The sequence below is a fragment of the Streptomyces sp. NRRL S-37 genome (genome assembly GCF_000721605.1).
In the GTDB taxonomy this organism is placed as follows: domain Bacteria; phylum Actinomycetota; class Actinomycetes; order Streptomycetales; family Streptomycetaceae; genus Streptomyces.
The window spans coordinates 63,260-89,300 of the sequence record NZ_JOIZ01000027.1; the positions used below are offsets into that span (position 1 = coordinate 63,260).

At 71.0% G+C, this 26,041-nt stretch carries 25 protein-coding genes; 15 read left to right on the top strand and 10 right to left on the bottom strand.

The window, feature by feature from the left end; all coding sequences use genetic code 11:
• Positions 1-33: 33 nt before the first annotated feature.
• On the bottom strand, positions 34-1,680 hold the full coding sequence (locus IH50_RS0132010) for a penicillin-binding transpeptidase domain-containing protein (RefSeq protein WP_030870290.1): 1,647 nt from the start codon (positions 1,678-1,680) through the stop codon (positions 34-36).
• 148 nt (positions 1,681-1,828) lie between these two features.
• The gene (locus IH50_RS0132015) at positions 1,829-3,589 is read right to left on the bottom strand and encodes a dolichyl-phosphate-mannose--protein mannosyltransferase (RefSeq protein WP_030870291.1); all 1,761 of its coding nucleotides are present in this window, start codon (positions 3,587-3,589) and stop codon (positions 1,829-1,831) included.
• An 85-nt stretch (positions 3,590-3,674) separates the two neighbouring features.
• Here IH50_RS0132015 and rsmI point away from each other — a divergent pair, with 85 nt between their 5' ends.
• From rsmI to IH50_RS0132040, 5 genes are all read left to right on the top strand, one after another.
• Entirely contained in the window at positions 3,675-4,523 is an 849-nt protein-coding gene (gene rsmI, locus IH50_RS0132020) for a 16S rRNA (cytidine(1402)-2'-O)-methyltransferase (protein ID WP_030870293.1), read from the top strand.
• Between the two features lie 265 nt (positions 4,524-4,788).
• A complete protein-coding gene (locus IH50_RS0132025) occupies positions 4,789-5,196 on the top strand; it encodes a hypothetical protein (RefSeq protein ID WP_030870295.1) in 408 nt (135 codons plus the stop codon).
• Positions 5,197-5,226: 30 nt separating this feature from the next.
• Positions 5,227-6,117, top strand: coding sequence for a TatD family hydrolase (locus IH50_RS0132030; protein WP_030870297.1), 891 nt, complete (start codon positions 5,227-5,229; stop codon positions 6,115-6,117).
• A gap of 34 nt (positions 6,118-6,151) precedes the next feature.
• Positions 6,152-7,024, top strand: a complete 873-nt coding sequence (rsmA, locus tag IH50_RS0132035) for a 16S rRNA (adenine(1518)-N(6)/adenine(1519)-N(6))-dimethyltransferase RsmA (protein WP_030870299.1) — start codon at positions 6,152-6,154, stop codon at positions 7,022-7,024.
• Complete coding sequence (locus tag IH50_RS0132040) at positions 7,021-7,917, top strand: 4-(cytidine 5'-diphospho)-2-C-methyl-D-erythritol kinase (RefSeq protein ID WP_030870301.1); 897 nt, start codon at positions 7,021-7,023, stop codon at positions 7,915-7,917. The genes rsmA and IH50_RS0132040 overlap by 4 nt, the downstream gene beginning before the upstream one ends.
• 12 nt (positions 7,918-7,929) lie before the next feature.
• Here the strand turns inward: IH50_RS0132040 and IH50_RS0132045 are convergent, their stop codons facing one another.
• A complete protein-coding gene (locus tag IH50_RS0132045; protein ID WP_037873251.1) occupies positions 7,930-8,523 on the bottom strand; it encodes a Uma2 family endonuclease in 594 nt (197 codons plus the stop codon).
• 156 nt (positions 8,524-8,679) lie between these two features.
• Between IH50_RS0132045 and IH50_RS0132050 the strand changes: the two genes are divergently transcribed.
• The 4 genes from IH50_RS0132050 to IH50_RS0132065 all read left to right on the top strand — a co-directional run bounded on the left by IH50_RS0132050 (position 8,680) and on the right by IH50_RS0132065 (position 15,292).
• The gene (locus IH50_RS0132050; protein ID WP_030870306.1) at positions 8,680-10,491 is read left to right on the top strand and encodes an ABC-F family ATP-binding cassette domain-containing protein; all 1,812 of its coding nucleotides are present in this window, start codon (positions 8,680-8,682) and stop codon (positions 10,489-10,491) included.
• A gap of 236 nt (positions 10,492-10,727) precedes the next feature.
• Entirely contained in the window at positions 10,728-12,461 is a 1,734-nt protein-coding gene (locus IH50_RS0132055; RefSeq protein WP_030870309.1) for a PQQ-binding-like beta-propeller repeat protein, read from the top strand.
• Positions 12,462-12,530: 69 nt separating this feature from the next.
• The gene (locus IH50_RS0132060) at positions 12,531-14,405 is read left to right on the top strand and encodes a PQQ-binding-like beta-propeller repeat protein (protein ID WP_078914167.1); all 1,875 of its coding nucleotides are present in this window, start codon (positions 12,531-12,533) and stop codon (positions 14,403-14,405) included.
• Positions 14,406-14,611: 206 nt separating this feature from the next.
• A complete protein-coding gene (locus IH50_RS0132065) occupies positions 14,612-15,292 on the top strand; it encodes a helix-turn-helix transcriptional regulator (protein WP_030870314.1) in 681 nt (226 codons plus the stop codon).
• A 158-nt stretch (positions 15,293-15,450) separates the two neighbouring features.
• Here IH50_RS0132065 and IH50_RS0132070 read toward each other — a convergent pair whose 3' ends face one another.
• Together IH50_RS0132070 and IH50_RS0132075 are read right to left on the bottom strand one after the other, a co-directional pair.
• On the bottom strand, positions 15,451-15,762 hold the full coding sequence (locus tag IH50_RS0132070; protein ID WP_030870318.1) for a hypothetical protein: 312 nt from the start codon (positions 15,760-15,762) through the stop codon (positions 15,451-15,453).
• A gap of 21 nt (positions 15,763-15,783) precedes the next feature.
• Complete coding sequence (locus IH50_RS0132075) at positions 15,784-17,463, bottom strand: sodium:solute symporter family protein (protein WP_030870321.1); 1,680 nt, start codon at positions 17,461-17,463, stop codon at positions 15,784-15,786.
• 176 nt (positions 17,464-17,639) lie between these two features.
• On the opposite strand from IH50_RS0132075, the gene galT reads away from it, so the two are divergent.
• The 3 genes from galT to galK are packed head-to-tail and all read left to right on the top strand — an operon-like array spanning position 17,640 to position 20,879.
• Positions 17,640-18,701, top strand: a complete 1,062-nt coding sequence (gene galT / locus IH50_RS0132080; protein ID WP_030870324.1) for a galactose-1-phosphate uridylyltransferase — start codon at positions 17,640-17,642, stop codon at positions 18,699-18,701.
• On the top strand, positions 18,698-19,678 hold the full coding sequence (gene galE, locus IH50_RS0132085; RefSeq protein ID WP_030870327.1) for a UDP-glucose 4-epimerase GalE: 981 nt from the start codon (positions 18,698-18,700) through the stop codon (positions 19,676-19,678). Before galT ends, galE begins: the two co-directional genes overlap by 4 nt.
• A gap of 28 nt (positions 19,679-19,706) precedes the next feature.
• The gene (galK, locus tag IH50_RS0132090) at positions 19,707-20,879 is read left to right on the top strand and encodes a galactokinase (RefSeq protein ID WP_030870328.1); all 1,173 of its coding nucleotides are present in this window, start codon (positions 19,707-19,709) and stop codon (positions 20,877-20,879) included.
• 3 nt (positions 20,880-20,882) lie between these two features.
• Here the strand turns inward: galK and IH50_RS0132095 are convergent, their stop codons facing one another.
• Positions 20,883-21,335 (bottom strand): GNAT family N-acetyltransferase, encoded by a 453-nt coding sequence (locus IH50_RS0132095; protein WP_030870329.1) that lies wholly within the window; start codon positions 21,333-21,335, stop codon positions 20,883-20,885.
• A gap of 269 nt (positions 21,336-21,604) precedes the next feature.
• Between IH50_RS0132095 and IH50_RS0132100 the strand changes: the two genes are divergently transcribed.
• Positions 21,605-22,372, top strand: coding sequence for a response regulator transcription factor (locus tag IH50_RS0132100; protein ID WP_030870331.1), 768 nt, complete (start codon positions 21,605-21,607; stop codon positions 22,370-22,372).
• Here the strand turns inward: IH50_RS0132100 and IH50_RS0132105 are convergent.
• A complete protein-coding gene (locus IH50_RS0132105) occupies positions 22,331-22,828 on the bottom strand; it encodes a MarR family winged helix-turn-helix transcriptional regulator (protein WP_030870335.1) in 498 nt (165 codons plus the stop codon). The genes IH50_RS0132100 and IH50_RS0132105 overlap by 42 nt on opposite strands.
• 114 nt (positions 22,829-22,942) lie before the next feature.
• Between IH50_RS0132105 and IH50_RS0132110 the strand changes: the two genes are divergently transcribed.
• Entirely contained in the window at positions 22,943-23,746 is an 804-nt protein-coding gene (locus tag IH50_RS0132110) for a trans-aconitate 2-methyltransferase (protein WP_030870337.1), read from the top strand.
• On the top strand, positions 23,746-24,129 hold the full coding sequence (locus IH50_RS0132115; protein ID WP_030870341.1) for a VOC family protein: 384 nt from the start codon (positions 23,746-23,748) through the stop codon (positions 24,127-24,129). The genes IH50_RS0132110 and IH50_RS0132115 overlap by 1 nt, the downstream gene beginning before the upstream one ends.
• Here the strand turns inward: IH50_RS0132115 and IH50_RS41765 are convergent.
• The 3 genes from IH50_RS41765 to IH50_RS0132125 are packed head-to-tail and all read right to left on the bottom strand — an operon-like array spanning position 24,054 to position 26,039.
• Positions 24,054-24,299: a type II toxin-antitoxin system prevent-host-death family antitoxin gene (locus IH50_RS41765; RefSeq protein WP_158801340.1), complete on the bottom strand. Its 246-nt coding sequence runs from the start codon at positions 24,297-24,299 to the stop codon at positions 24,054-24,056. The two genes, IH50_RS0132115 and IH50_RS41765, sit on opposite strands and share 76 nt — an antisense overlap.
• 52 nt (positions 24,300-24,351) lie before the next feature.
• Complete coding sequence (locus IH50_RS0132120) at positions 24,352-25,029, bottom strand: TetR/AcrR family transcriptional regulator (protein ID WP_030870343.1); 678 nt, start codon at positions 25,027-25,029, stop codon at positions 24,352-24,354.
• Positions 25,026-26,039 carry an acyl-CoA desaturase gene (locus IH50_RS0132125; RefSeq protein ID WP_030870345.1) on the bottom strand — a complete coding sequence of 338 codons (1,014 nt, stop codon included), beginning with the start codon at positions 26,037-26,039 and terminating at the stop codon, positions 25,026-25,028. The genes IH50_RS0132120 and IH50_RS0132125 overlap by 4 nt, the downstream gene beginning before the upstream one ends.
• Between the last annotated feature and the right edge of the window lie 2 nt (positions 26,040-26,041).

Below are 26,041 nucleotides of genomic sequence, written 5' to 3' on the forward strand. Positions count from 1 at the left end.
CCACACTAGAGTCCCGCCGCGTGCCCGGCGCGGTCAGCCGGCGGCTCGTAGCACGGCTGCGACAATCGGCCCGGCCGCGTCGCCGCCGTGGCCGCCCTTCTGGACCATGGCCGCCGCCGCGACGTCGTCGCGGAAGCCGGTGAACCAGCTGTCGGAGGTGGTGTTGCCGTCGACCTCGGCGGAACCGGTCTTCGCGCCGATGTCGCCGCGGAGCCCGGCCATGGCCTCCTGGGCGGTGCCCTGGGTGGCGGTGAGCCGCATCATCTGCCTGAGCTGGGAGGCGGTGCCCGCCGGGAGTCCCTTGGCCTGCGCGAACTGCCGGCCGTCGAGGTCGGAGGGGACCAGGTACGGCTGGCGGAAGGCGCCGGTGATGGCGGTGGCCGTCACGGAGGCCATGTTCAGCGGGTTCATCTGCACCTGGCCCTGGCCGATGGCGTTCGCCGCCTGGTCCGGGCCGCTGACGGTGGGAACACGGCCGTCGAAGGAGGCGATGCCCGTCTTCCAGTCGTCGCGGCCGAGCCCGAACCGTTCCTGGGCCTCCTGGGTGAGCGAGGCTTCGGTGAGCGGCTTCTCGTCGACGAGCTTGATGAAGGCCGTGTTGCAGGAGCGCAGGAAGCTGTTGGCGAGGCTGGCGCCCTCGTTCGGCTCCATGCCGGTGAGGTTCTTGAAGGTCTGCCCCTGCCACATGGCGCTGGGCGGACAGGGCGCCGGGCCGTTCATGGAGGTCACGCCGTTGTCGATGAGCATGGCGGCGGTGATGATCTTCATGGTGGAGCCGGGGGCGACCTGCCCCTGGAAGGCCGCGTTGAACCCGTCGTCGCGGTGGTTGGCCACCGCCAGCACCTCACCGGTGCTCGGCTTCACCGCCACCACCGACGACTCGGCGTACTGCCGCACCGCCTTCTCGGCCGCGGCCTGCGCCGTGGCGCTGAGGGTGGTGCGCAGCTTGCCCGGCTCGCCCTCGGCGAGGGTCAGCAGCGGGGTGTCGGCGGCGGCCTCGCCCGTGGTGCCCGCGGAGTGTCTGATCACCAGCTCGACGCCGGGGGTGCCGCCCGCCTTCTCGCCGTACTTCTGGCGCAGGGTGTCCAGGACCGGCCCGAGCGAGGGGTACTTCTCCTTCGTCAGCACCGTGCCGTTGCGGTCCACCGCCTCGATGGGCGGCTGCGCGGACTCCTCGGTGACGAGGGTGTCGCCCTCCTTCAGATCCGGGTGGACGACGGACGGCTGCCAGTCGACCAGCGCCCGCCCGGTGGTCTTCCCGCGTACGACGGTCAGCTCGCTCCTGTAGCTCAGCGCCTCGGACTTCCCGTCGAAGGTGACGGTCGCCTTCACCGTGAACGGCACGGTGGTGCCGGTGGCCTTGCCGGGCGTGATGCCGACCTCGCCTATGTGTGCGTCGTCGCCGTACGCCGTCAGCAGCGCGCCGGCCTCCTGCGCGTTGTTCGTGTACGACGCCGCCTGCGACACCTCCCCTTTCTCCCAGGCCGCGAAGAAATTCTTGGTGGTCTCCTCGACCTCCCCCGCGTCCGGCGGCCCGGTCTCCTTCGTCCCCGCGGCGCTCGCACCACCGCCCCCGCCACCGCTCACGGCCGACACGATGTTGTAGGCGCCGTACCCGGCCCCGCCCAGCATCACCGCGAACACACCGCCGATGACGGCGGCCTTGACCCCCTTGCTCATCGGACATCCCCCTCCGCCGGACTCCCCACGCCTTATGAACGTGTTCAAAAAGTCCGCTGAGTGAGCACTCTATGCGCAGGGGGTGACAACCGGGACGGCTGTTTCCGTTTGTTGTCCGAACGGAGACCCGCCCGGACACCGGAACGGCTCAAACCCACGTATCCAGCCACATCCGCGCCCGCCAGTCCTCTATCGGGATCGGGATGCCGGTGTAGATGGGCCAGAAATAGATGAAGTTCCAGGCGATCAGGAGGGTCAGTACGCCCGCCGCCGTCGCGCCCGCGACGCGGCGGGTGTCGGTGGAGCGGGGCGGGCCGACGAGGGCGCCCAGGAGCATCGCCACGGCCAGGCAGAGGAAGGGGAGGAAGACGACGGCGTAGAAGAAGAAGATCGTGCGCTCCTGGTAGAGGAACCAGGGGGCGTAGCCGGCCGCGATGCCGCAGGCGATCGCGCCGGCCCGCCAGTCGCGGCGCAGCAGCCAGCGCCACAGGACGTAGAGGATCGCGAAGCAGGCCGTCCACCACAGCATCGGGGTGCCGAGGGCCAGCACCTCCTGGGCGCACTTCTCGCCCGCGTCGGCCGGGCAGCCGTCCATGCCGGGGGCCGGGGACTCGTAGAAGTAGGAGACCGGGCGGCCGGTGACGATCCAGCTCCACGGGTTGGACTCGTAGGTGTGCGGCGAGGACAGGCCCACGTGGAAGTCGTAGACCTGGTTCTCGTAGTGCCACAGGCTGCGCCACCAGTCGGGCAGCAGCCACGACCAGTCGCTGTCCTTGCCGTCCTTCGCCGCCCAGTCGCGGTAGTAGCCGCCGGTGCCGTCGGCCGGGGAGAGGATCCAGCCGATCCAGGAGGCGAAGTAGGTGACCACCGCCACCGGCACGGTCGACAGGAACGCCCAGCCCAGGTCGCGCCGCAGGACCGCGACGCGGGGCCGGTGCGCGCCGGCGACCCGGCGCGCGCCGACGTCCCACAGCACCGCCATCACACAGAACGCGGCCGTGATGTAGAGGCCGTTCCACTTCGTGCCGATCGCCAGGCCCAGCATCAGACCCGCCGCCAGGCGCCACGGACGGAAGCCGATCCGGGTGTGCTCGGCGACGTACGCGTCCGGGCGGACCCGGCCGTCGGCGTCCACGGGCAGCGCGGCGGCGAGTTTTTCGCGCGCCCGGTCCCGGTCGACCAGCAGGCAGCCGAACGCCGCCAGCACGAAGAACATCAGCACGCCGTCGAGCAGCGAGGTCCGGCTCATCACGAAGTGCAGCCCGTCCACCGCCATCAGCGCGCCCGCGAGACAGCCGAGGAACGTGGAGCGGAACAGGCGCCGGCCGATCCGGCACAGCATCAGCACGGAAAGCGTGCCGAGCAGGGCCGTCATGAACCGCCAGCCGAACGGGTCGAAGCCGAAGATCAGCTCGCCCAGCCCGATCACGTACTTGCCGACCGGCGGATGCACGACGTACGCCGCGTCCGTCGGGATGGGGACGGCACCGCCCGAGAGGATCAGGTCGTTGGCGTTCTTGTCCCAGTTGACCTCGAACCCGCGGTGGACCAGCGCCCACGCGTCCTTGGCGTAGTACGTCTCGTCGAATATCACCGCCTTCGGGCTGCCCAGGTTCCAGAACCGGAGCACCCCCGCCAGCAGCGTGACCAGCAGCGGGCCGCCCCACCCCGACCAGCGGGCGATGCGCCCGGCGAGCAGCGGCGGCACCCCCAGCGTGTCCCACAGCCGCTTCGACGGCTCCGTGTACGGCGGCACCAGGCGGTCGTACACGTCGTCCCTGCGGACATCGCCTCCGGCCGGACCCGGCGCCCGGTAGCCGAAACGGCGCAGCCGCTGCTGCCACGACGGCCGCTCTTCGTGCGGTGGCCGATCCTGCCGGGTGTCCATGGAGGACGCGGTACTGGTCACCGCGCCATCGTAGGGAACGGGACTGTGTGAGTCCCGCGCATGACCGGTATGCCCCGGCTCTGTTCCGTACTGGGAGGATGGGGGCGTGACCGGAATCCTCGTACTCGCAGGCACCCCCATCGGCGACATCTCCGACGCCCCGCCCCGGCTCGCGGAGGAACTCGCGGGCGCCGACGTCGTCGCCGCCGAGGACACGCGGCGGCTGCGGCGCCTCACCCAGGCGCTCGGCGTCACCCCCAAGGGGCGGATCGTGTCGTACTTCGAGGGCAACGAGTCCGCCCGCACGCCCGAGCTGGTCGAGGAGCTGACGGGCGGCGCGCGCGTGCTGCTGGTGACGGACGCCGGGATGCCGTCCGTGTCCGACCCCGGCTACCGGCTGGTCGCCGCGGCCGTCGAGCGGGACGTCAAGGTCACCGCCGTGCCCGGCCCGTCCGCCGTGCTCACCGCGCTCGCCCTGTCCGGGCTGCCCGTGGACCGGTTCTGCTTCGAGGGGTTCCTGCCGCGGAAGGCCGGCGAACGGCTGGGGCGGCTGCGCGAGGTCGCCGAGGAGCGGCGCACCCTCGTCTACTTCGAGGCCCCGCACCGCCTCGACGACACCCTCGCCGCGATGGCCGAGGTGTTCGGCGGGGAACGGCGGGCCGCCGTCTGCCGGGAGCTGACCAAGACGTACGAGGAGGTCAAGCGGGGCCCGCTGGCGGAGCTGGCCGCGTGGGCGGCGGAGGGCGTGCGCGGGGAGATCACGGTGGTGGTCGAAGGGGCGCCGGAGAAGGGGGCCGAGGAGGTCGACGCGGCCGAGCTGGTGCGCCGGGTGCGGGTGCGGGAGGAGGCGGGGGAGCGCCGCAAGGAGGCGATCGCGGCGGTGGCCGTGGAGGCGGGGCTTCCCAAACGGCAGGTGTTCGACGCGGTGGTGGCCGCGAAGAACGCGGGGGCGTGAACGGCTCCGGGGGCGCGGAACGGCTCCGGAGCGCACAACGGTCTCCGAGCAGGACGCTTCTCCGGTGAGCGGGCGCCCCACGGACGGGTAAAGCGACCCGGCGGAAGGCAAAGCCCCGGCACCGTCCGCGCGGCGGTCGGGCAAGGGGGCATCAAATCGCCGCCAATACTCGGCCGCCCCTCCTGCGCTCCGGTCCGCGGAGGAGTCCACTGGAGGAGAAGGATCGGATGCGATCCGTTCTGCCAGTGGACCGACAGGAGCCGGCATGACCGAGATCTCGGGGCACAGCGTGCTGCGGGCGGGCGCCACCGCCGTGGTCAACGAGTCGTATTCCTTCGCCTGCATGCGATGCGGATACGGCTGGGAACAGTCGTACGAAATAGAGCACCACACCGCCGCCGACGGCCACGACTTCGTGATGTACGTGGCGGACGGCCTGATCGTCCCCTCCCCGCTGAACCGGCCGACGTGCCAGAACTGCGACGGCCATGTCGTACGGATCATGCGGCCGGGCCGGGTCGCCTCCGCGCGGGACGCCGCCCACCGGGAGCGCCGGGTGCCGCCCGCCGGGCCCGTCGAGGCGGTATGGGTGCCCGAGGGAACCGACCCGAAGACGGAGCACCGCCACTGGCATCTGTCCGGCCTCCTCCGCCCCTTCCGCCGGGCGACCTGACGCCCGCGCCGCTTCCGTAGGATCGGGGGCATGCCTGCGAACGCCCTCGACAAGAACGCCGCCCCGCCGCTCCCGGAGCCCCTGCGGGTGCCGGTCGCGGACTCGCACACCCACCTCGACATGCAGTCCGGCACCGTGGAGGAGGGACTCGCCAAGGCCGCGTCGGTGGGGGTGACGACCGTGGTGCAGGTCGGCTGCGACCTCGAGGGGTCCCGGTGGGCGGCCGAGACGGCGGCGGCGTACGACGCCGTCCACGCGACGGTCGCACTGCACCCCAACGAGGCCCCACGCATCGTCCACGGAGACCCCGACGGCTGGTCCCGGCAGGGGGCCAGGCAGCCCGGCGGGGACGCGGCGCTGGACGAGGCGCTCGCCGAGATCGACCGGCTGGCCGCGCTGCCCCAGGTCAAGGGCGTCGGCGAGACCGGCCTCGACTACTTCCGCACCGGCCCCGAGGGCAAGGAGGCGCAGGAGCGGTCCTTCCGCGCCCACATCGAGATCGCCAAGCGCCACGGCAAGACCCTCGTCATCCACGACCGCGACGCCCACGCCGACGTCCTGCGCGTACTGAAGGAGGAGGGCGCCCCCGAGCGCACCGTCTTCCACTGCTACTCCGGGGACGCCGAGATGGCGGAGATCTGCGCGGGCGCCGGGTACTACATGTCGTTCGCCGGCAACGTCACCTTCAAGAACGCGCAGAACCTGCGGGACGCGCTCGCCGTGGCCCCGCTGGAACTGGTCCTGGTGGAGACCGACGCTCCGTTCCTGACCCCGGCGCCCTACCGGGGCCGCCCCAACGCCCCCTACCTGGTGCCGGTGACCGTACGCGCGATGGCGGCCGTCCGGGGCGTCGACGAGGACACCCTCGCCACCGCCCTCGGGGCGAACACCGCCCGCGCCTTCGGTTGTCCACAGGCGTGACCTGCCCGGTCGCCGCGCCCCGTACCCTTGTCCCGTGACCAGCCCCACCCCCGACGCCCTCCTGGGCCCCGCCGACGTCCGTGAACTGGCGGCCGCCCTCGGCGTACGGCCCACCAAGCAGCGCGGCCAGAACTTCGTCATCGACGCCAACACGGTCCGCCGTATCGTGCGCACCGCCGGGGTCCGCCCCGACGACGTGGTCGTCGAGGTCGGTCCGGGGCTCGGCTCGCTCACGCTGGCGCTCCTCGAGGCCGCCGACCGGGTCACCGCCGTCGAGATCGACGACGTCCTGGCCGCCGCGCTGCCCGCCACCGTCGCCGCCCGCACGCCCGGGCGGGCCGAGCGGTTCGCGCTGGTCCACTCCGACGCGATGCACGTCACCGAACTGCCCGGGCCCGCCCCGACCGCGCTGGTCGCGAACCTGCCGTACAACGTGGCCGTCCCGGTGCTGCTGCACATGCTGGAGACCTTCCCGAGCATCGAGCGCACCCTCGTCATGGTCCAGTCGGAGGTCGCCGACCGGCTCGCCGCCGCCCCCGGCTCGAAGGTGTACGGCGTGCCCTCGGTCAAGGCCAACTGGTACGCGGAGGTCAAGCGGGCCGGCGCCATCGGGCGGAACGTCTTCTGGCCCGCGCCCAACGTCGACAGCGGGCTGGTCTCGCTGGTCCGCCGCGCGGAGCCGCTGAAGACCACGGCCTCCCGGCGCGAGGTGTTCGCCGTCGTCGACGCCGCCTTCGCCCAGCGCCGCAAGACGCTGCGGGCCGCGCTCGCCGGGTGGGCGGGTTCGGCGGCCGCGGCGGAGGCCGCCCTGGTCGCGGCGGGCGTGTCGCCGCAGGCGCGGGGTGAGTCCCTCACGGTGGAGGAGTTCGCGCGCATCGCCGAGAACAAGGAGCAGGGCCAGCAGTGAGCGTCACCGTCCGCGTCCCCGCCAAGGTCAACGTCCAGCTCGCGGTCGGCGCGGCCCGCCCCGACGGCTTCCACGACCTCGCCAACGTCTTCCTCGCGGTGGGCCTGTACGACGAGGTCACCGCCACCCCGTCCGCCGACGGACCGCGCATCACCTGCGCCGGCCCCGACGCCGGCCAGGTCCCCCTCGACCGCACCAACCTCGCCGCCCGCGCCGCCCTGGCGCTCGCCGAGCGGTACGGCCGGGACGCGGACGTCCACCTCCACATCGCCAAGGACATCCCCGTCGCCGGGGGCATGGCCGGCGGCAGCGCGGACGGCGCGGGCGCCCTGCTGGCGTGCGACGCGCTGTGGGGGACGGGCGCCTCGCGCGAGGAACTCCTCGACATCTGCGCCGAACTGGGCAGCGACGTGCCGTTCAGCCTGGTGGGAGGGGCGGCGCTCGGTACCGGGCGGGGGGAGAAGCTGACGGAGCTGGAGGTCGGGGGGACCTTCCACTGGGTGTTCGCGATGGCCTCACGGGGGCTGTCCACACCGGCGGTGTTCCGGGAGTTCGACCGGCTGGGGGAGGGGCGGGAGATCCCGGAGCCGGTCGCGTCGCGGGAACTGATCGGCGCCCTGGCGAAGGGGGACGCGGAAGCGCTCGCCGCCGCCGTCACCAACGATCTCCAGCCGGCGGCCCTCTCCCTGTTCCCGGAGCTGGCCGACACCCTCGCGGCGGGCCGCTCGGCCGGTGCGCAGGCCGCCCTGGTCTCGGGCTCGGGGCCGACGACGGCGTTCCTGGCGCGGGACGCGGAGGCGGCCGAGGTCATCGCGGGGGCGCTGAGAGCCTCCGGCACGTGCCGTGACGTACGTACGGCATCGGGGCCGGTGTCGGGGGCAACGGTCGTCTGAAGCGCCCGGCCCTCAGAGCTCGTCGACGGCAGTCAGGTCGATGTCGATGGAGTAGGGCTTGTCGACCTTGATGCGGTCGCGGTGCATGCCCATGTGCACGTAGGCCTGTGTCATCGGATCCAGCTCGTAGACGTGAATGACAGGCCTGCCGCTCACGCCGTTCTCCTCGACGCGCCAGAAGTTCGGGATGCCCGCGGTCGCGTACTTCTGCGGCTTGGTGGTGCGGTCGCGTGACTCGGAGTCCGGGGAGACGACCTCGACGGCGAGGAGCACGTCCTTCGCCGCGTAGCGCGTCTGGCCCGATCCGGTGATCGCGTCGGTGCGGACAACGCTCACGTCAGGCTCGGGGCCGTTGCGTCGGTCAAGGACGATGGTCATTTCCCGCCTGATCCTGAACCCGGGCGGCACGGTCTGGCGAAGCCCGTTGACCAGCAGGTCGATGACGACGCTGTGGAAATCTCGCTGCGGACTCACGAAAATCAGGCTCCCGTCGATGAGCTCGGTGTGCGGCGGGAGATCGGGCAGCGTGAACAGGTCGTCCACGGTGTAGCCGTCCTGGGGCGGCACCGGCCAGCGACGGCGGTGCTCTACGGGCTCGGCGGTCATGGTTCCTCCCATGGACGGGATCCTGCTGCCTGCCTCCTACGGTAGCCGCCCGTTTCCGATCACGTCATCACAAAGAGTGACTGCCTCCTCGCGTCCCGGCCCCGTCCCCACAGGGCATACGCTGGAAAGCTGATCGATCCACCGGGCAGGAGAGTAATGGCCGTCAATCTGGTCAATGTCGAGAACGTCGGCAAGGTGTACGGGACGCGCGCGCTGCTCGACGGCATTTCCCTCGGCGTCTCCGAGGGGGACCGGATCGGGGTCGTGGGGCGCAACGGGGACGGCAAGACCACCCTCATCCGGATGCTGGCCAAGCTGGAGGAGGCCGACACCGGGCGCGTGACGCACTCCGGCGGGCTGCGGCTCGGGGTGCTCACCCAGCACGACTCCCTCGACCCCGCCGCCACCGTCCGGCACGAGGTCATCGGCGACATGGCCGACCACGAGTGGGCCGGGAACGCCAAGGTCAGGGACGTACTGACCGGACTGTTCGGCGGACTGGACCTGCCGGGGTTCCCCAAGGGCCTGGACACGGTCATCGGACCGCTGTCCGGTGGTGAGCGGCGCCGGATCGCGCTCGCCAAGCTGCTCATCGAGGAGCAGGACCTGATCGTCCTCGACGAGCCGACCAACCACCTCGACGTCGAGGGCATCGCCTGGCTCGCCGAGCACCTGCGCAACCGCCGGTCCGCGCTTGTCTGCGTCACCCACGACCGCTGGTTCCTCGACCAGGTCTGCACCCGCATGTGGGACGTGCAGCGCGGTGACGTGTACGAGTACGAGGGCGGCTACTCCGACTACGTCTTCGCCCGCGCGGAGCGTGAGCGCATCGCCGCCACCGAGGAGGTCAAGCGGCAGAACCTGGTCCGCAAGGAGCTGGCCTGGCTGCGGCGCGGCGCCCCCGCGCGCACGTCCAAGCCGCGCTTCCGGGTCGAGGCCGCGAACGAGCTGATCAAGGACGTTCCGCCGCCCCGCGACAGCAGCGAGCTGATGAAGTTCGCCTCCTCCCGGCTCGGCAAGACGGTGTTCGACCTGGAGGACGTCACCGTCCAGGCCGGGCCCAAGGTGCTGCTCAAGCACATCACCTGGCAGCTCGGACCCGGGGACCGCATCGGTCTGGTCGGGGTCAACGGCGCGGGCAAGACGTCCCTGCTGCGGGCGCTCGCCCAGGCCGCCCGGAGCGAGGGGGAGGTGCAGCCCGCGGGCGGCCGGGTCAAGGTCGGCAAGACGGTCAAGCTCGCCTACCTCTCCCAGGAGGTCGCCGAGCTCGACCCCACCTGGCGGGTGCTCCAGGCCGTGCAGCAGGTGCGCGAGCGCGTCGACCTCGGCAAGGGTCGGGAGATGACCGCCGGGCAGCTCTGCGAGACGTTCGGGTTCAACAAGGAGAAGCAGTGGACGCCGGTCGGCGACCTGTCCGGCGGTGAGCGGCGGCGGCTGCAACTGCTGCGGCTGCTGATGGACGAGCCCAACGTCCTCTTCCTCGACGAGCCCACCAACGACCTCGACATCGAGACCCTCACCCAGCTCGAGGACCTCCTCGACGGCTGGCCCGGCTCGATGATCGTCATCTCCCACGACCGGTTCTTCGTCGAGCGCACCACCGACCGCGTGTTCGCCCTCCTCGGCGACGGCACCCTGCGGATGCTGCCGCGCGGGATCGACGAGTACCTGGAGCGCCGCAAGCGCATGGAGGAGGCCGCCGCGGCGGCCTCCGCACCGGCCGCGGCGCCGCAGGGTTCCGCGCCGGAGAGGAGCGCCGCCGACCAGCGCGCCGCCAAGAAGGAGCTGCAGAAGATCGAGCGGCAGCTCGACAAGGTCTCCGAGAAGGAGACCAAGCTGCACGCCGCCATCGCCGAGCACGCCACCGACTTCGCGAAGGTCGCCGAACTCGACGCCGAGCTGCGGGAGCTGGCCGGACAGCGGGACGAGCTGGAGCTGCGCTGGCTGGAACTGGCGGAGGACGCCTGAGCCGTCCCTGCCCGTTCGCGCGCGGGGCGCGCGTGGTGTGAAGAGGGCGTGAGGGCGCGTAACGGGGGCATCACGGGCCGGTCCTCCCTTGGGAACAGGGGAGAACGCGGCCCGGTGGTGTGTCCGTGCCGGGTGATAGAAAGGGCCCAGTCTGAGAAACGTCTGCATACGGCTCTGGGTTCATCGCGCACCTCAGGGCGTGGCTAGAAGTCAGTGATGTAAGGGGGAACGCGCTGATGACGCAGCCGCCGAACCAGCCGCCGCAGGGAGGCTTCGGAGCGCCGCAGGAACCGCCGCCGGGGGGTGGCTTCGGGGCTCCGCAGACGCCCCCTTCGCCCCCGCAGGGTCCGCCGCAGCCCGGATACGGGTATCCGCAGCAGCCGGGGCCGTACAACTCCGGGCCGTACGCCTCCGGGCCCTACGGGCAGCCGCAGCAGCCGGGACCGTACGGGCAGCAGCCCGGGTACGGATACCCGCCGCAGCCGCAGTTCCCCGGGGCGCCCGGCACGCCGCCGCCCGGCGGGTCCGGCTCCCGCAACCCCTTCACGCGCAAGCCCGTCATGATCATCGGTGCGGCGGTCGCCGCGCTGCTGGTGGTCGGCGGCACCGTGTGGGCCGTCTCCGGTGACGACGGCAAGAAGGACGAGAAGCCCGTCGCCCAGCAGACCGACGACCCCGAGCCGGGTGGCTCGTCCGGCGCCCCGGTCAACCCGGGCGACGGCAGCGGCGACGGCGGCGAGGACCCGGAGGACCTCAACAAGGGCCGCCAGGCCGGTGAGTCCAAGGTGCTCTGGTACAAGGAGGCGCCCGACGCGCCCGGTTCCGGCGCCGAAGCCCCCGGCATGTGGATCACCGACAAGACGGCGGTGAAGGCCGCCTACAAGGAGCTCGTCGCCTACAACGTCGGTGACGGCAGGCCCACCTGGGACACCATCACCTTCCCGCAGGAGATCTGCGCGGTCACACGGGAGAAGACGGCCGACGGCAAGGTCGTCATCGCCTACAAGAGCGGCAAGAGCGACAGCGCCAAGTGCAACCAGCTCCAGCTCGTCGACCTCGACACCGGCGAGAAGGGCTGGAAGCAGGAGGTCCCCGACGGCGCCCTGTTCGACTCCGCGCTCACCATCGAGATGACCCTCACCGGCGACACGCTGATGGTGGGCCGCTCGCAGTCCGGCACGGCGTACGACGTGACCGACGGCAAGAAGCTGTTCGACGCGAGGAAGTACGGCGACGCCCCCTGCTTCCCCGCCGCCTTCGCGGGCGGTGAGCGCCTCCTCCAGGTCGCGTCCTGCGGCGCCGGCGGCACCAACGAGCACGACGAGCTCCAGGAGCTCGATCCGAAGACGGGAAAGGTGAAGTGGACCCAGAAGTTCGACAAGGGGTGGCGCATCGAGCGCACCTACTCCGTCGACCCGGTGGTCGTCTACAGCACCAACGAGGAGAAGAAGGCCTGGAACATATCCGCCTTCACCGGCGGCAGCGGTAAGTTCCGCTCCGAGGTCACCGTCGACGAGGACTTCGCCCCCGGCTGCGACTGGGCCATCCTCGCGCGCGACCTCCAGGGCTGTGAGGGCGCCGTCGTCGACGGGAACACCCTCTACCTGCCCACCGAGGCGACCACCGGGGCCAACGAGATCGTCGCCGTCAGCCTCGACAACGGCAAGGAGCGGTGGCGGGTCAAGTCCCCCGTCGAGGAGTCCATGCAGCCCATGAAGATCGAGGGCGGCAAGCTCATCGCCTATGTCGAACCGTCGTACGACGCGGGCGGCCAGGTCGTGGCCGTCCCGGTCGGCGGCGACCACAAGCCGGCCGGACTGATGCGGAACCCGCAGGGCGTCGCGGACATCGAGGGCAGCTTCTTCAGCAAGTCGATCGACTGGGTCGACGGACGCTTCTACATCTCGACCACGCGGCTGACCGGCAATGACGATGCGAAGGAGAAGTTGATGCTCGCCTACGGCAAGTGAGAGCCGCGGTCCGTCCTCTTCTCGCCGTCCGCCGTCCGCCGTCCCCTTCTTCTCCGAGGTACTCACGTCATGACCCAACCGCCTCCGCCGCCCAACCAGCCCCCGCAGCAGCCGGGGTTCGGTCCGCCGCAGCCGCCGGCCGCTCCTGGTGGGCCCGATCTCAACAAGGCCCCGGAACCCGGGTACGGGTATCCGCAGGCTCCTCCGGCCGCCCCGCAGACTCCGGCCGGTCCTCCGGCCGCTCCGCAGGAACCCGGGTACGGGTACCCGCAGGCTCCGCAGACCCCGGCGGCTCCTCCGGCCGCCCCGCAGGGGCCCGGATACGGATACCCGCAGCAGCCTCCGGCCGCCGCCGGGTACGGGTATCCGGGGCAGCCGCAGCAGCCCGCGGCGTACGGGCAGCCGGGGCCGTACGGGCAGCCCGGCTACGGATATCCGCAGCCGCCGACCATGCCGATGCAGCCGCAGCCGGGAGGTGGCGGGAAGAAGTTCAACGCGCAGGCCGCCATCATCGTCTCGGCGGTCGCGGCCATCGCCCTGATCGTCGGCGCCGGTGTCTGGTACGCGTCGTCGTCCGGCAAGGACGACGACAAGAAGACCAGCGCGGAGTCCGGCGACGGCAAGAACAAGACGAACGGCGGCGGCGGGGAAGGCGGGGGCGGCTCCTCCGAGGCGAAGGAGAAGGCACCGGCCGACACCGGCTCCAAGGTGCTCTTCCAGGTGCCCGCGCCCAAGACCCCCAAGGACGTCACGACCATCTCCACCTCCGGTTCCTGGCTGACCGACACGGTCTACGCCAAGAGCGGCATCGCCGAGATCGTCGGCTACGACCGCGCCAAGGGCACCGAGAAGTGGAAGATCGACCTGCCCGGACCGGTGTGCGAGGCCACCCACCGCGTCACCGAGGACAACAAGACGGCGATCACCTTCAAGCCCGCCATGCCGACCAAGGGGAACCCGCAGGCCTGCACGCAGGTCGCGGTGATCGACCTGGAGGCGGGCAAGGAGCTGTGGACCAAGACCGCCAAGTCCGGCACCACACCGGTCAGCTTCAACAACGTCACGATCGGCGGCGGTACCGTCGCGGCGGGCAGCACCAGCGGCGGCGCCGCCTGGGACATCGCCTCCGGTGAGCAGCTGTGGGCGCCCAAGACGTCCGACTCCTGCTACGACTCCGGGTACGGCGGCGGCGAGAAGCTCGTCGCGGTACGCAAGTGCGGCTCGTACGACCAGCGGCGGCTGCACATCCAGAACATCGACCCGAAGAGCGGGAAGGTGATCGCCGAGTACAAGATGGACGAGGGCATCGAGTACGCCGCCGTCGTCTCCACCGACCCGCTGGTCGTGGCGGCCGACGTCAACGAATCCGCGGGTGACGGCAGCGGGATCTCGGACTTCTTCTCCATCGACAACAAGACCGGCAAGCTGCGCACGCGCATCTCCGCGCCGGGCGAGGAGTTCGGGGCCCGCTGCGACGGCATCTACAAGCTCGAGAAGTGCAGCGGGCTGGTGGTCGGCGACGACAGGCTGTACATCGCCACCGAGGAGCACGAGGTCGGCGGGGAGTCGTACAGCCAGACCAACGAGATCGTCGTCTTCGACCTGGCGACCGGCAAGCAGACCGGTCAGCGGGCCGACGCGGGGGACGACTACACGATCGTCCCGCTGCGGATGGACGGCGGCAACCTCCTGGCATACAAGCGTCCGCCGTACGACAAGGGCGGGCAGATCGTCAGCATCGACGGGGGGACCTTCAAGCAGACGACGCTGATGGAGAACCCGGCGACGGAGACCGTGCGGGACGTGGAGGCGCGGATGTCCCCGGAGTACTCGGAGATCCTGTTCTCGCAGGGCGGCCTGTACATGTCCGATATTTACGCCAGTGATTTCTCGTCGGCTTCGGACGAGAAGGAGTACCTCGTGATCGCTTTCGGTACGAGCTGATCGTTCGGATTCTCGCTTTTCGCGGCCCCGTCCCTGGTCAGGGACGGGGCCGCGGGCGTATCGCTCATCATGGGCCCATCGCCGTCGAATGCGAGAATTTCGGCGATCCGGGGCGATTCTCGCCGGTAGGGGGAGCGCGATGTCGAACAAGCGTGTAGCTTCCGGGGGCATCTTGGGGTGCGTTGTCGTGGGGGGTTGGTTGTTCGATGGGAGTGCGGCTGATGGTGGTCGACGACCACCGGTTGCTCGCCGAGGCGCTGGCCTCGGCGTTGAAGCTGCGGGGGCACCGGGTGCTGGCGGCCGCGGCGCCGGCGTCCGGGGCGGCGGATCTGGTGATCAGCAGGGCGCCGGAGGTGTGTCTGCTGGGGACGGCGGCGCCGGCGAACGCGGGGGCCTTCGATCCGGTGGTGAAGATCAAGCGGGAGCGGCCGCAGGTGGCGGTGGTCGTGCTGGGGCCGGTGCCGTCGCCGCGGGGGATCGCGGCGGCGTTCGCGGCGGGGGCGTCGGGGTACGTGCGGCACGACGAGCGCATCGAGGGGGTCGAGCGGGCGATCATGAAGGCGCGGGCGGGGGAGGCCGCGGTGGCGCCGCAGTTGCTGCAGGGGGCGTTCGGGGAGCTGCTGAACCCCGCGGCGCAGCCGGATGACGAGGGCGCGCGGCTGTTGCGGATGCTGACGCCCCGGGAGGTGGAGGTGCTGGTGCGGGTCGCCGACGGGGAGGACACCCGGCTGATCGCGGCGGGCATGGGCATCGCACCGTCCACGGCCCGGACGCATGTCCAGCGGGTCCTGATGAAACTGGGCGTGGGCTCCCGCCTGGAGGCGGCGGCCCTGGCCGCCCGCACGGGCCTCCTGGACCGCGCGGGGCCGGTGGGGAGCGGATCCTAGACCCTGCGCCGGGTGGGGATGCCTGTGGTGCGGTGTCCGGTCCGGTGGGTGGGGATGCCCGTGGTGCGGTGTGCGGTCCGGTGGGGGGATGTCCGTGGCGCCTGTGCGGCGGGGGCACCCCGCACGACACCGGACCGCACAGCCCCGTACAGCGCCCCCTACTCCTTCCGTTCTCCCGGAACGAGGTCCGGCGGCGGCGGAGCCGTCGGCCTGAGCTTCAGCCAGAGGAGGAACAGCAGGCCCAGGATCAGCATCCCCAGCCCTGTCCAGAGGTTGATGTTGACCCCCTGGGCCTTGTCGATGTCCGCGTCGGACGCGGTGAACCCCGCGATCGTGACGATCACGCCGTACACGACGAACAGCCCGCCGATGATCCGCCGGATGTCGAACAGCCGTGCGGCCGTGGCGGACTTGGTCTCCAGTTCGGAGACCTCGTGCTGGAGCTCACGCTCGGAAAAGTGCTCGGACATGGTCTCTCCATCCTCCCGCGGTCAGAACGAGAACGGGATGTAGCAGGCGGCGGCCAGGATCACCGCACCCCAGCCCAGCAGCGCGGGCTTGCGGTACCACGCGTCGTCGCCTTCGGCGGGCGGCTCCGCCATGCCGGGCGAGCGCGTGCCGTAGACCAGGCCCTGGAGCTCGTCGGCGGGCTTGGGTGCGGTGAAGAGCGACACGGCGACCATGACCACCGCGCCCGCGACGAAGCCGGCGATCGCGGAGACGAAGTTGGCGCCCTGGTCGGAGGGGATGTCGATGATGCCCTGCTTGTAGATGACGAAGTAGTTGATCATCGCGGCGGTGGTGCCGGCGATCAGGCCCCAGAAGCCGGACTTCATGGACGCCCGCTTCCAGAACATGCCGATGATGAAGACCACGAACATCGGCACGTTGAAGAAGGAGAACAGCGTCTGGAGGTAGCTCATGATGTTGGAGAAGGAGCTGGCCAGGAACGCCGTGCCGATGGAGGCGAGGACGCCGACCGCGGTGATCAGGCGGCCGAAGCGGACGTAGTACTCGTCCTCGCGGTGCTTCACCACGTACTTCGCCCAGATGTCGGTGGTGAAGACGGTGTTGAAGGAGGAGACGTTGGCGGCCATGCCGGCCATGAAGGCGGCCAGCAGGCCGGTGACGGCGATGCCCAGGACGCCGTTGGGCAGGAGCTGCTGCATCAGGTACGGGATCGCGTCGTTGTACTGCAGGTCCGAGTCGCCCGTGCCGATCCGCGGGACCATCACGGCGGCGACCAGGCCCGGGATCATCACCAGGAACACGATGAAGATCTTCGGGAACGCGGCGATGAGCGGGGTGCGCTGGGCCGCCGAGAGGTTCTTGGCGGACAGGGCGCGCTGCACCTCGGCGAAGTTCGTCGTCCAGTAGCCGAAGGAGAGGACGAAGCCGAGGCCGAGGACGATGGTCAGCCAGTTGGCGCCGAGCGGGTTGTCGCTGCCGATGCCGGTGCCGCCCCAGGCGGTCATGAAATCGTCGCCGCGTGACTCGGTGAGGGAGTCGGACAGTCCGTCCCAGCCGCCGACGCTCTTCAGGCCGAGCACGGTGATGGGGATGAGTGCGGCGAGGATGACGAAGAACTGCAGGACCTCGTTGTAGATGGCCGAGGACAGGCCGCCGAGGGTGATGTAGGCCAGGACGAAGAAGCCGGCGACGACGATCGCCACCCACTGCGGCCAGCCGAGGAGGGCCTCGACGACGATCGCGAGGGCATACAGGTTGACACCGGCGATCAGGATGGCCGCGGCCGCGAAGAGGACCGAGCTGAGCAGGTGGGCCGCCTTGTCGAAGCGCAGCAGCAGGAACTCGGGGACCGAGCGGACCTTGCTGCCGTAGTAGAACGGCATCATCACCAGGCCCAGGAAGACCATCGCGGGGATGGCGCCGATCCAGTACCAGTGGGTCGTGTAGACGCCGTACTGGGCGCTGTTGGCCGCCATGCCGAGGATCTCGGTGGCGCCGAGGTTGGCCGCGATGAAGGCCAGGCCGGTGACCCAGGCGGGCAGGGAGCGGCCGGAGAGGAAGAAGTCGAGGCTGGTCCTGACCGAGCGGCGGGCGGCGAGGCCGATGCCCAGCACGACGACGAAGTAGATCCCGAGGATCGTGTAGTCCAGCCAGTTGGTGGGGAGTCGAAGCTCTGCGGCCAGGTATGTGGGGGTTTGCATACACACTCGCTTCGTTCGCGAACTGATCCGGTGCGGAACCTATGCCTCCGTGTTCAGCGACTGAACACGTCCCATGGCGTTCTTTGTTTGATCGTGATGAGTAACGCTCGCTGGTGGGTTGTGATGTGTTATGTTTAATTGTGTTGAGTGATGGACGGGTGCAGAGGAGTGCGGCAGTGAAGAAGACCTCGACCCGGCTGGCCGACGGCCGCGAGCTCATCTACTACGACCTGGCCGACGACACCGTCCGCGACGCCGCCGACCGCCGCCCGCTGGACGCCACCGTCACCACGTCCGAGATCCGCCGCGACGCACTGCTGGGCGACTCCGTCGCCATCGCCTCGCACCGCCAGGGACGCACGTACCACCCGCCGGCCGACGAGTGCCCGCTGTGCCCCTCCGAGGGCGACCGGCTGAGCGAGATCCCGGACTCGTCGTACGACGTGGTCGTCTTCGAGAACCGTTTCCCCTCGCTGGCCGGGGACTCGGGCCGGTGCGAGGTCGTCTGCTTCACCTCCGACCACCACGCGTCCTTCGCCGGCCTGAGCGAGCGGCAGGCGCGCCTGGTGCTCGACGCCTGGACCGACCGGACCTCCGAGCTGTCGCATCTGCCCTCCGTCGAACAGGTCTTCTGCTTCGAGAACCGGGGGGCCGAGATCGGCGTCACCCTCCAGCACCCGCACGGGCAGATCTACGCCTACCCCTTCACCACCCCCCGCACCGCCCTGATGCTGCGCCAAGTGGCCGCACACAAAGAGGCGACGGGCGGCGAGAACCTCTTCGACGCCGTGCTGGAGCGGGAACAGGCCGGCGAACGGATCGTCCTTGAGGGTGAACACTGGGTGGCCTTCGTGCCGTACGCGGCGCACTGGCCCTACGAGGTCCACCTCTACCCCAGGCGCCGGGTGCCCGACCTGCTCGGACTGGACGAGGCGGCGCGCACAGAGTTCCCCCAGGTGTATCTGGAACTCTTGAAGCGCTTCGACCGGATCTTCGGGGAGGGCGAGCCCCCGACGCCGTACATCGCGGCCTGGCACCAGGCCCCGTTCGGCGCGCTGGAGGAGTTCGACGGCGTCACCCGTGACGACTTCGCGCTCCACCTCGAGCTTTTCACCATCCGCCGTACGTCCGGCAAGCTGAAGTTCCTCGCGGGTTCCGAGTCCGGCATGAACGTGTTCATCAACGACGTGCCGCCGGAGCGCGCGGCCGAGCGACTGCGAGAGGTAGCGAGTTCATGAGCGGGAAGTACCTGGTGACGGGCGGGGCCGGTTACGTCGGCGGGGTCGTCGCCCAGCACCTGCTGGAGGCCGGCCACGAGGTCGTCGTCCTCGACAACCTCTCCACCGGCTTCCGGGAGGGCGTCCCCGCGGACGCGTCGTTCATCGAGGGCGACATCCGCGACGCCGCCAAATGGCTCGACCCGTCGTTCGACGGCGTGCTGCACTTCGCCGCCTTCTCGCAGGTCGGCGAGTCGGTGGTGAAGCCGGAGAAGTACTGGGACAACAACGTCGGCGGCACCATGGCGCTGCTCGGCGCGATGCGCGAGGCGGGTGTGCGCCGGCTGGTGTTCTCCTCCACGGCGGCGACGTACGGCGAACCCGAGCAGGTCCCGATCGTCGAGACCGCGCCGACCCGCCCCACCAACCCCTACGGCGCCTCCAAGCTCGCCGTCGACCACATGATCACCGGCGAGGCGGCCGCCCACGGCCTGGGCGCGGTCTCCCTGCGCTACTTCAACGTGGCCGGAGCCTACGGGCGGTACGGCGAGCGGCACGACCCCGAGTCGCACCTCATCCCGCTCGTGCTGCAGGTGGCCCAGGGACGGCGCGAGGCGATCTCCGTCTACGGCGACGACTACCCGACGCCCGACGGCACCTGCGTGCGCGACTACATCCACGTCGCCGACCTGGCCGAGGCCCACCTGCTCGCCCTGAAGGCCGCCGCGCCCGGCGAGCACCTGATCTGCAACCTCGGCAACGGCAACGGCTTCTCCGTCCGCGAGGTCGTCGAGACGGTCCGCCAGGTCACCGGCCACCCGATCCCCGAGGTCGTGGCACCCCGCCGGGGCGGCGACCCGGCGGTCCTGGTCGCGTCGGCCGCGACCGCCCGCGAGAAACTGGGCTGGAACCCGTCGCGCGCCGACCTCGCGGGGATCGTCGCGGACGCGTGGGAGTTCGCGCAGCAGCGCGCGCAGCAGGCCGGACAGGCCGAGTAGAACATCACGAAGAGGCAGGGGTCAGGGCATGAGCGAGTCCAGCGAGTCCGTCGCGGGGTCCGTCGCCGAGCGGTTCGAGGAGCTGTACGGGGCCGCGCCGGACGGGGTGTGGGCGGCACCGGGCCGGGTCAACCTCATCGGCGAGCACACCGACTACAACGACGGCTTCGTCATGCCGTTCGCCCTGCCGCACACCGCGGTCGCGGCGGTGTCCCGGCGCGACGACGGCGTCCTGCGGCTGCACTCCGCCGACGTGGACGGGCCGGTCGTGGAACTGACGGTGGACGCCCTGACCCCCGAGTCCGACAAGCGGTGGACCGCCTACCCGGCGGGCGTGGTGTGGGCGCTGCGCGAGGCCGGACACACCGTCACCGGCGCCGACATCCACCTCGCCTCGACCGTCCCGGCGGGCGCGGGCCTGTCGTCCTCGGCGGCCCTGGAGGTCGTGGTCGCGCTCGCCCTGAACGACCTGTTCGGCCTCGGCCTGCGCGGCTGGCAGCTGGCCCGCCTGTGCCAGCGCGCCGAGAACGTCTACGTCGGCGCCCCCGTCGGCATCATGGACCAGACGGCCTCCGCCTGCTGCGAGACGGGCCACGCCCTCTTCCTCGACACCCGTGACCTCTCCCAGCGGCAGATCCCCTTCGACCTGGCCGCCGAGGGCATGCGCCTGCTCGTCGTCGACACCCAGGTCAAGCACAGCCACAGCGAGGGCGAGTACGGCAAGCGCCGCGCCGGCTGCGAGAAGGGCGCGGCCCTGCTGGGCGTCGACGCGCTGCGGGACCTGCCGTACGACGAACTGGACGCGGCGCTTCAGCGGCTCGGCGACGAGGAGGAGGTCCGCCGGCTGGTCCGTCACGTGGTGACGGAGGACGAGCGGGTCGAACGGGTCGTCTCCCTGCTGGAGTCGGGCGAGACCCGGGCCATCGGCCCCGTCCTGGCCGAGGGCCACGCCTCCCTGCGCGACGACTTCCGCGTCTCCTGCCCCGAACTCGACCTGGTGGTGGAGACGGCGGTGGGCGCGGGCGCCCTCGGCGCCCGCATGACCGGCGGCGGCTTCGGCGGCTCGGCCATCGTCCTGGCGGAGGAGACCGACGTCCCGACGATCACCAAGGCGGTGGAGGAGGCCTTCGCGGCGGCCGGCTTCACGGCCCCCCGCGTCTTCGAGGCGGTCCCGGCGGCGGGCGCGCGACGGGTGCGCTGAGCCTCAGCCCAGCCGCTTCGTCAGGGTGTACTCCGTGATCCCCGGCGGGTAGTCGGGGATCACGCACACCACGTCGTAGCCGTGCTTCCGGTAGAAGTCCGGGGCCTGGAAGTCCCAGGTCTCCACGCGGGAGGCCGTGCAGGCGCGGCCGGCGGCGAGGCGTTCCGCCTCCGTCAGCAGACGGGAGCCCAGGCCCGCCCCCCGGTGGCGGGCGTCGACCCAGAGATAGGTCACGTGCAGCCAGGCGGTCCAGGTGTGGCCGACCAGCCCGCCGGCCAGTTCGCCGTTCGCATCCAGCGCCCACACGTGCAAAGGCGCTTCACGTTCGTCCGGGGTTCCGCGCAGGGCGCGCAGGACCGGTGAGGCCGCCGTATTGGTGTCCCTCAGCCGCCTGCGGAGCAGATCACGTCGGGCCTTGTCGACTTCTGTCTCAAGACGAAACATGCGGCACACCATAAACGCGGAAGGCCGCAAGTTCTGCAAATAACCTTCCGCTCCGGGCCCCCGCCCGTACCCTGATGAACAGCGCCGGTGGGGGCCGGCGCCGTTCAGGGGGCGAGACGGTCGGGTACGGCGTCCGAGGCGGGGGTGGCGGTGGTCGCGGCGGCCCGTCCCATGTCCGGTGAATGAGGTGACAGGGCCTCGGCGCCGTACCCGCGCCGGTGTCGTCCTCCGACGATGGGGTAGTCCCCTGCTCTGAGGAGAGCGTGGGGAAGGGGGGTTTCGTGGTTCGCGTTCGAGTCCTGGTCGTCGACGACCACCGCATCTTCGCCGAGTCACTGGCCGCGGCCCTGGCCGCGGAGCCGGACGTCGACGTGTCCGCGGCGGGCAGCGGCCCGGCCGCGCTGCGCTGTCTGGAACGGGCGGCCGCCGAGGGACGGCGGTTCGACGTGCTGCTCGTCGACGCCGACCTGGGCGGCAAGGTGCCGGGCGGCCGGCCGGCCGTCCCCGTGCAGGCCGGCGACGAGGACGGGCTCGTCGACGGGATATCGCTGGTCACCGGGGTGCGTTCGGTACAGCCGCAGGTACGGATCGTCGTCCTCGCGGAGAAGGACGACCCGGCCCGGGCCGCGCTCGCCCTCCAGGCCGGAGCCTCCGGATGGGTGGCCAAGGACTGCTCGCTGAGCCGGCTGCTCACCGTCATCCGGGGGGTGCTGCGCGACGAGACGCATCTGCCGCCCGCGCTGCTCACCGGCGTCCTGCGGGAGCTGACCGCCGCCCGGCGGCACCGCACGGAGAGCGAACGGCTCGTGGAGTCCCTGACCCCGCGCGAGCGGGAGGTGCTGCGGTGCATGGTCGCGGGACTGGGGCGCAAGGCGGTCGCCGAGCGCCTGTATCTGTCCCCGCACACCGTACGGACCCATATGCAGAACGTCCTCGGGAAGCTGGGCGTCCACTCCACCCTCGCCGCGGTGGCCCTCGCCCGGCGGGCCGGTGTCGGACCCGTCGACCTAACCCGGGACGTTGTCGAACGGGGCGGTCAACTGGCGTAGCAGCCCGGCCAGTTCGCTGCGCTGGGCGCGGGTGAGCTCCCCGAGGATCGCCCGCTCCTGCGCCAGCAGCCCGGCCAGTGCCTGGTCGGCGCGGTCGCGGCCCTCGTCCGTGAGCCGGACCAGGACACCGCGCCGGTCACTGGGGTCGGGCAGCCGCTCCACCAGGCCCTTCTTGGTGAGGCGGTCGATGCGGTTGGTCATCGTGCCCGAGGTGACCAGCGTCTGCGTGAGGAGCTGGCCCGGCGAGAGCTGGTACGGGGCGCCCGCGCGGCGCAACGCGGTCAGCACGTCGAACTCCCAGGACTCCAGGCCGTGCTCGGCGAAGGCGAGCCGGCGTGCCCGGTCCAGGTGCCGGGCCAGTCTGCTTACCCGGCTGAGCACCTCGAGCGGTTCCACGTCGAGGTCCGGGCGCTCCCGGCGCCACGCTGCGACCAGCCGATCGACCTCGTCCTCCATGACGATCAGTGTAGTGGTTGTGTCGACGTGAAGTCTCTTGATGTCGAGTCTCTTGACGTCGAGATGAGTGGTGGGTGACGCTGGGTACCCGTCCGTCAGCCATCGGGAGGCCCCATGTCCGCAGCGACCCCCCTCTGGGACCCCGCCCAGTACCTGCGTCACGCCGGTCACCGCACCCGGCCCTTCACCGACCTGCTCACCCGCGTCCCGCAGCTCGCGGGGGACCCGCCCCGCATCGCCGACCTCGGCTGCGGCGCCGGCAACGTCACGGCCCTGCTCACCGACCGCTGGCCCACCGCCCACGTCACCGGCTACGACAACTCGCCCGAGATGCTCGGCAAGGCCCGCGCCGACCACGAGGGCGGCCGGCTCCGCTTCGCCCACGCCGACGTCCGCACCTGGGCACCGGACGGACCGCACGACCTGATCATCAGCAACGCCACCCTGCAGTGGGTCCCGGGACACGTGGAACGGTTCCGCGACTGGATCGAAGGACTCGCCCCCGGCGGTACGTTCGCCTTCCAGGTGCCCGGCAACTTCGACGCCCCCAGCCACGTACTGATGCGTGAACTGGCCGCCTCCCCGCGCTGGCGGACCCGCCTGGCCGGCGTCCTGCGCCACGACGACGCCGTCCTCCGCCCCGAGGCCTACCTGGAGCACCTGACCGCCCTCGGCTGTGCGGTCGACGCCTGGGAGACGACGTACATCCACCTGCTGGAAGGAGAGGACCCCGTCCTCGACTGGGTCAAGGGCACGGGCCTGCGCCCCGTCCTCACCGCCCTCGCCGACGACCCGGAGGCACGGGACGCCTTCGTCACCGAGTACCGCACCGCCCTGCGGACCGCCTACCCGCCCGGCCCGCACGGCACCCCGTTCCCCTTCCGCCGCGTCTTCGCGGTCGCCGTCAGGGAGGCGTGATGCTCACCGCCGTCGACCATGTGCAGCTCGCCGCACCGCCCGGCTCCGAGGAACGGCTGCGCGCGTACTACGTGGATGTCCTCGGCATGACCGAGGTACCGAAACCGGCCGCCCTGGCCGCGCGCGGCGGCTGCTGGTTCGAAGCCGGAGACGTACGCCTCCACCTGGGCGTCGAGGACGGCTTCCGGCCCGCGAGAAAGGCCCACCCCGGCCTGCTGGTCACCGGCATCGAGGCCTACGCCGCCCGCCTGACCGCCCACGGCGCCCCGGTCACCTGGGACGACAACCTCCCGGGCCACAGACGCTTCTACTCCGAGGACCCGGTGGGCAACCGGCTGGAGTTCCTGGAACCGTCGGCCGCGATGCCCGCACCACGCGCATGACCACCGGCGGCGGCCAGGGCACTCTCCAGATCCTCGATCACCCGGGGAGCGACGAGGAGGGCCATCACCCGGCCCTCATCCGTGAGGGTGATGGGCTCGCGGCCGCCGGCCACCCAGCGGACCAGCTCCTCCAGCCGGGGAGCGGCCTCGTCGACGGTCATCTCGATCATGCGGGCACCGTCCCGCACAACCGGCCGGCCGCGCAGCCCGGTCGGCCCGGATTCAGCTCTTCCGGTGCCCTATCAGCCGCGGCTTCGGCTCCAGCCCGTCCAGCCCGTGCCACGCCAGATTGACCAGGTGGGCCGCCACCTCCGCCTTCTTCGGCTTGCGCACGTCCAGCCACCACTGGCCCGTCAGCGCCACCATCCCGACCAGCGCCTGCGCATACAGCGGGGCCAGCTTCGGGTCGAAACCGCGGCTCTTGAACTCGCGGCCCAGAATGTCCTCCACCTGGGTGGCGATGTCCGAGATCAGCGAGGCGAAGGACCCCGTCGACTGGGGGATGGGCGAGTCACGGACCAGGATGCGGAAACCGTCCGTGTACTCCTCGATGTAGTCCAGCAGCGCGAACGCCGCCTGCTCGCACAGCTCACGGGGATGGCCGGCCGTCAGCGAGCCCGTCACCATGTCCAGCAGACGCCGCATCTCGCGGTCCACCACCACCGCGTACAGGCCCTCCTTGCCGCCGAAGTGCTCGTACACCACCGGCTTGGAGACCCCGGCCTTCGCCGCGATCTCCTCCACCGACGTGCCTTCGAAGCCCTTCGCCGCGAACAGGGTGCGGCCGATCTCCAGCAGCTGCTGGCGGCGCTCCGCACCGGTCATCCGGGTGCGACGCGCACGCCGCGGCTTGTCATTGCTCGGGGTGCTGCTGGAGTCGGTCGCCACGGCGACCATCATGCCGCCTCGACGGACTCCGTCCCCTGCCGGGCGCCGCCTTCCGGGGTGTTACGGCGCGAATCGATACGCGAGCGTGACGGCCACCGCACGTCGTACGCCCAGCCCAGCTGCTCGAACCAGCGGATCAACCGGGCGGAGGAATCCAGCTGCCAGCGCTCCACACCGTGCCGCGCCGACGTCGGGTCGGCGTGGTGCAGGTTGTGCCAGGACTCACCGCAGGACAGGACCGCCAGCCACCACACATTGCCCGAACGGTCCCGCGACTTGAACGGACGCTTGCCGACCGCGTGACAGATCGAGTTGATCGACCACGTCACATGGTGCAGCAACGCCACCCGGACGAGTGACCCCCAGAAGAAGCCGGTGAACGCACCCCACCAGGACATCGTGACCAGACCGCCGATCAGCGCGGGCAGCGCCAGCGACAGCGCCGTCCACAGGACGAACTGCCGGGAGATCGCCCGCAGCGTCCGGTCCTTGACCAGATCCGGCGCGTACTTGTCCTGCGGCGTCTGCTCCTCGTCGAACATCCAGCCGATGTGCGCCCACCACAGGCCCTTCATCAACGCCGGAACCGTCTCCCCGTACTTCCACGGCGAATGCGGGTCGCCCTCGGCGTCGGAGAACTTGTGGTGCTTGCGGTGGTCGGCCACCCACCGCACCAGCGGACCCTCCACCGCCATCGACCCGGCGATCGCCAGCGCGATCTTCAACGGCCGCTTCGCCTTGAACGAACCGTGCGTGAAGTGGCGGTGGAAACCGATGGTGATGCCGTGGCAGCCGAGGTAGTAGAAGAAGACCAGCAGACCGAGGTCCAGCCAGCTCACCCCCCACCCCCACGCCAGCGGCACCGCCGCCACCAGCGCCAGGAACGGGACGGTGATGAAGAGCAGCAGCGTGATCTGCTCGATGGAGCGCTTGCGCTCACCGCCCAGCGTGGCGGACGGCACGGCGCCGCCGGACTCGGGTTGTTTCGGAGCTTCGTGCAGCACGTCGGAGCCTGAGGTCATGC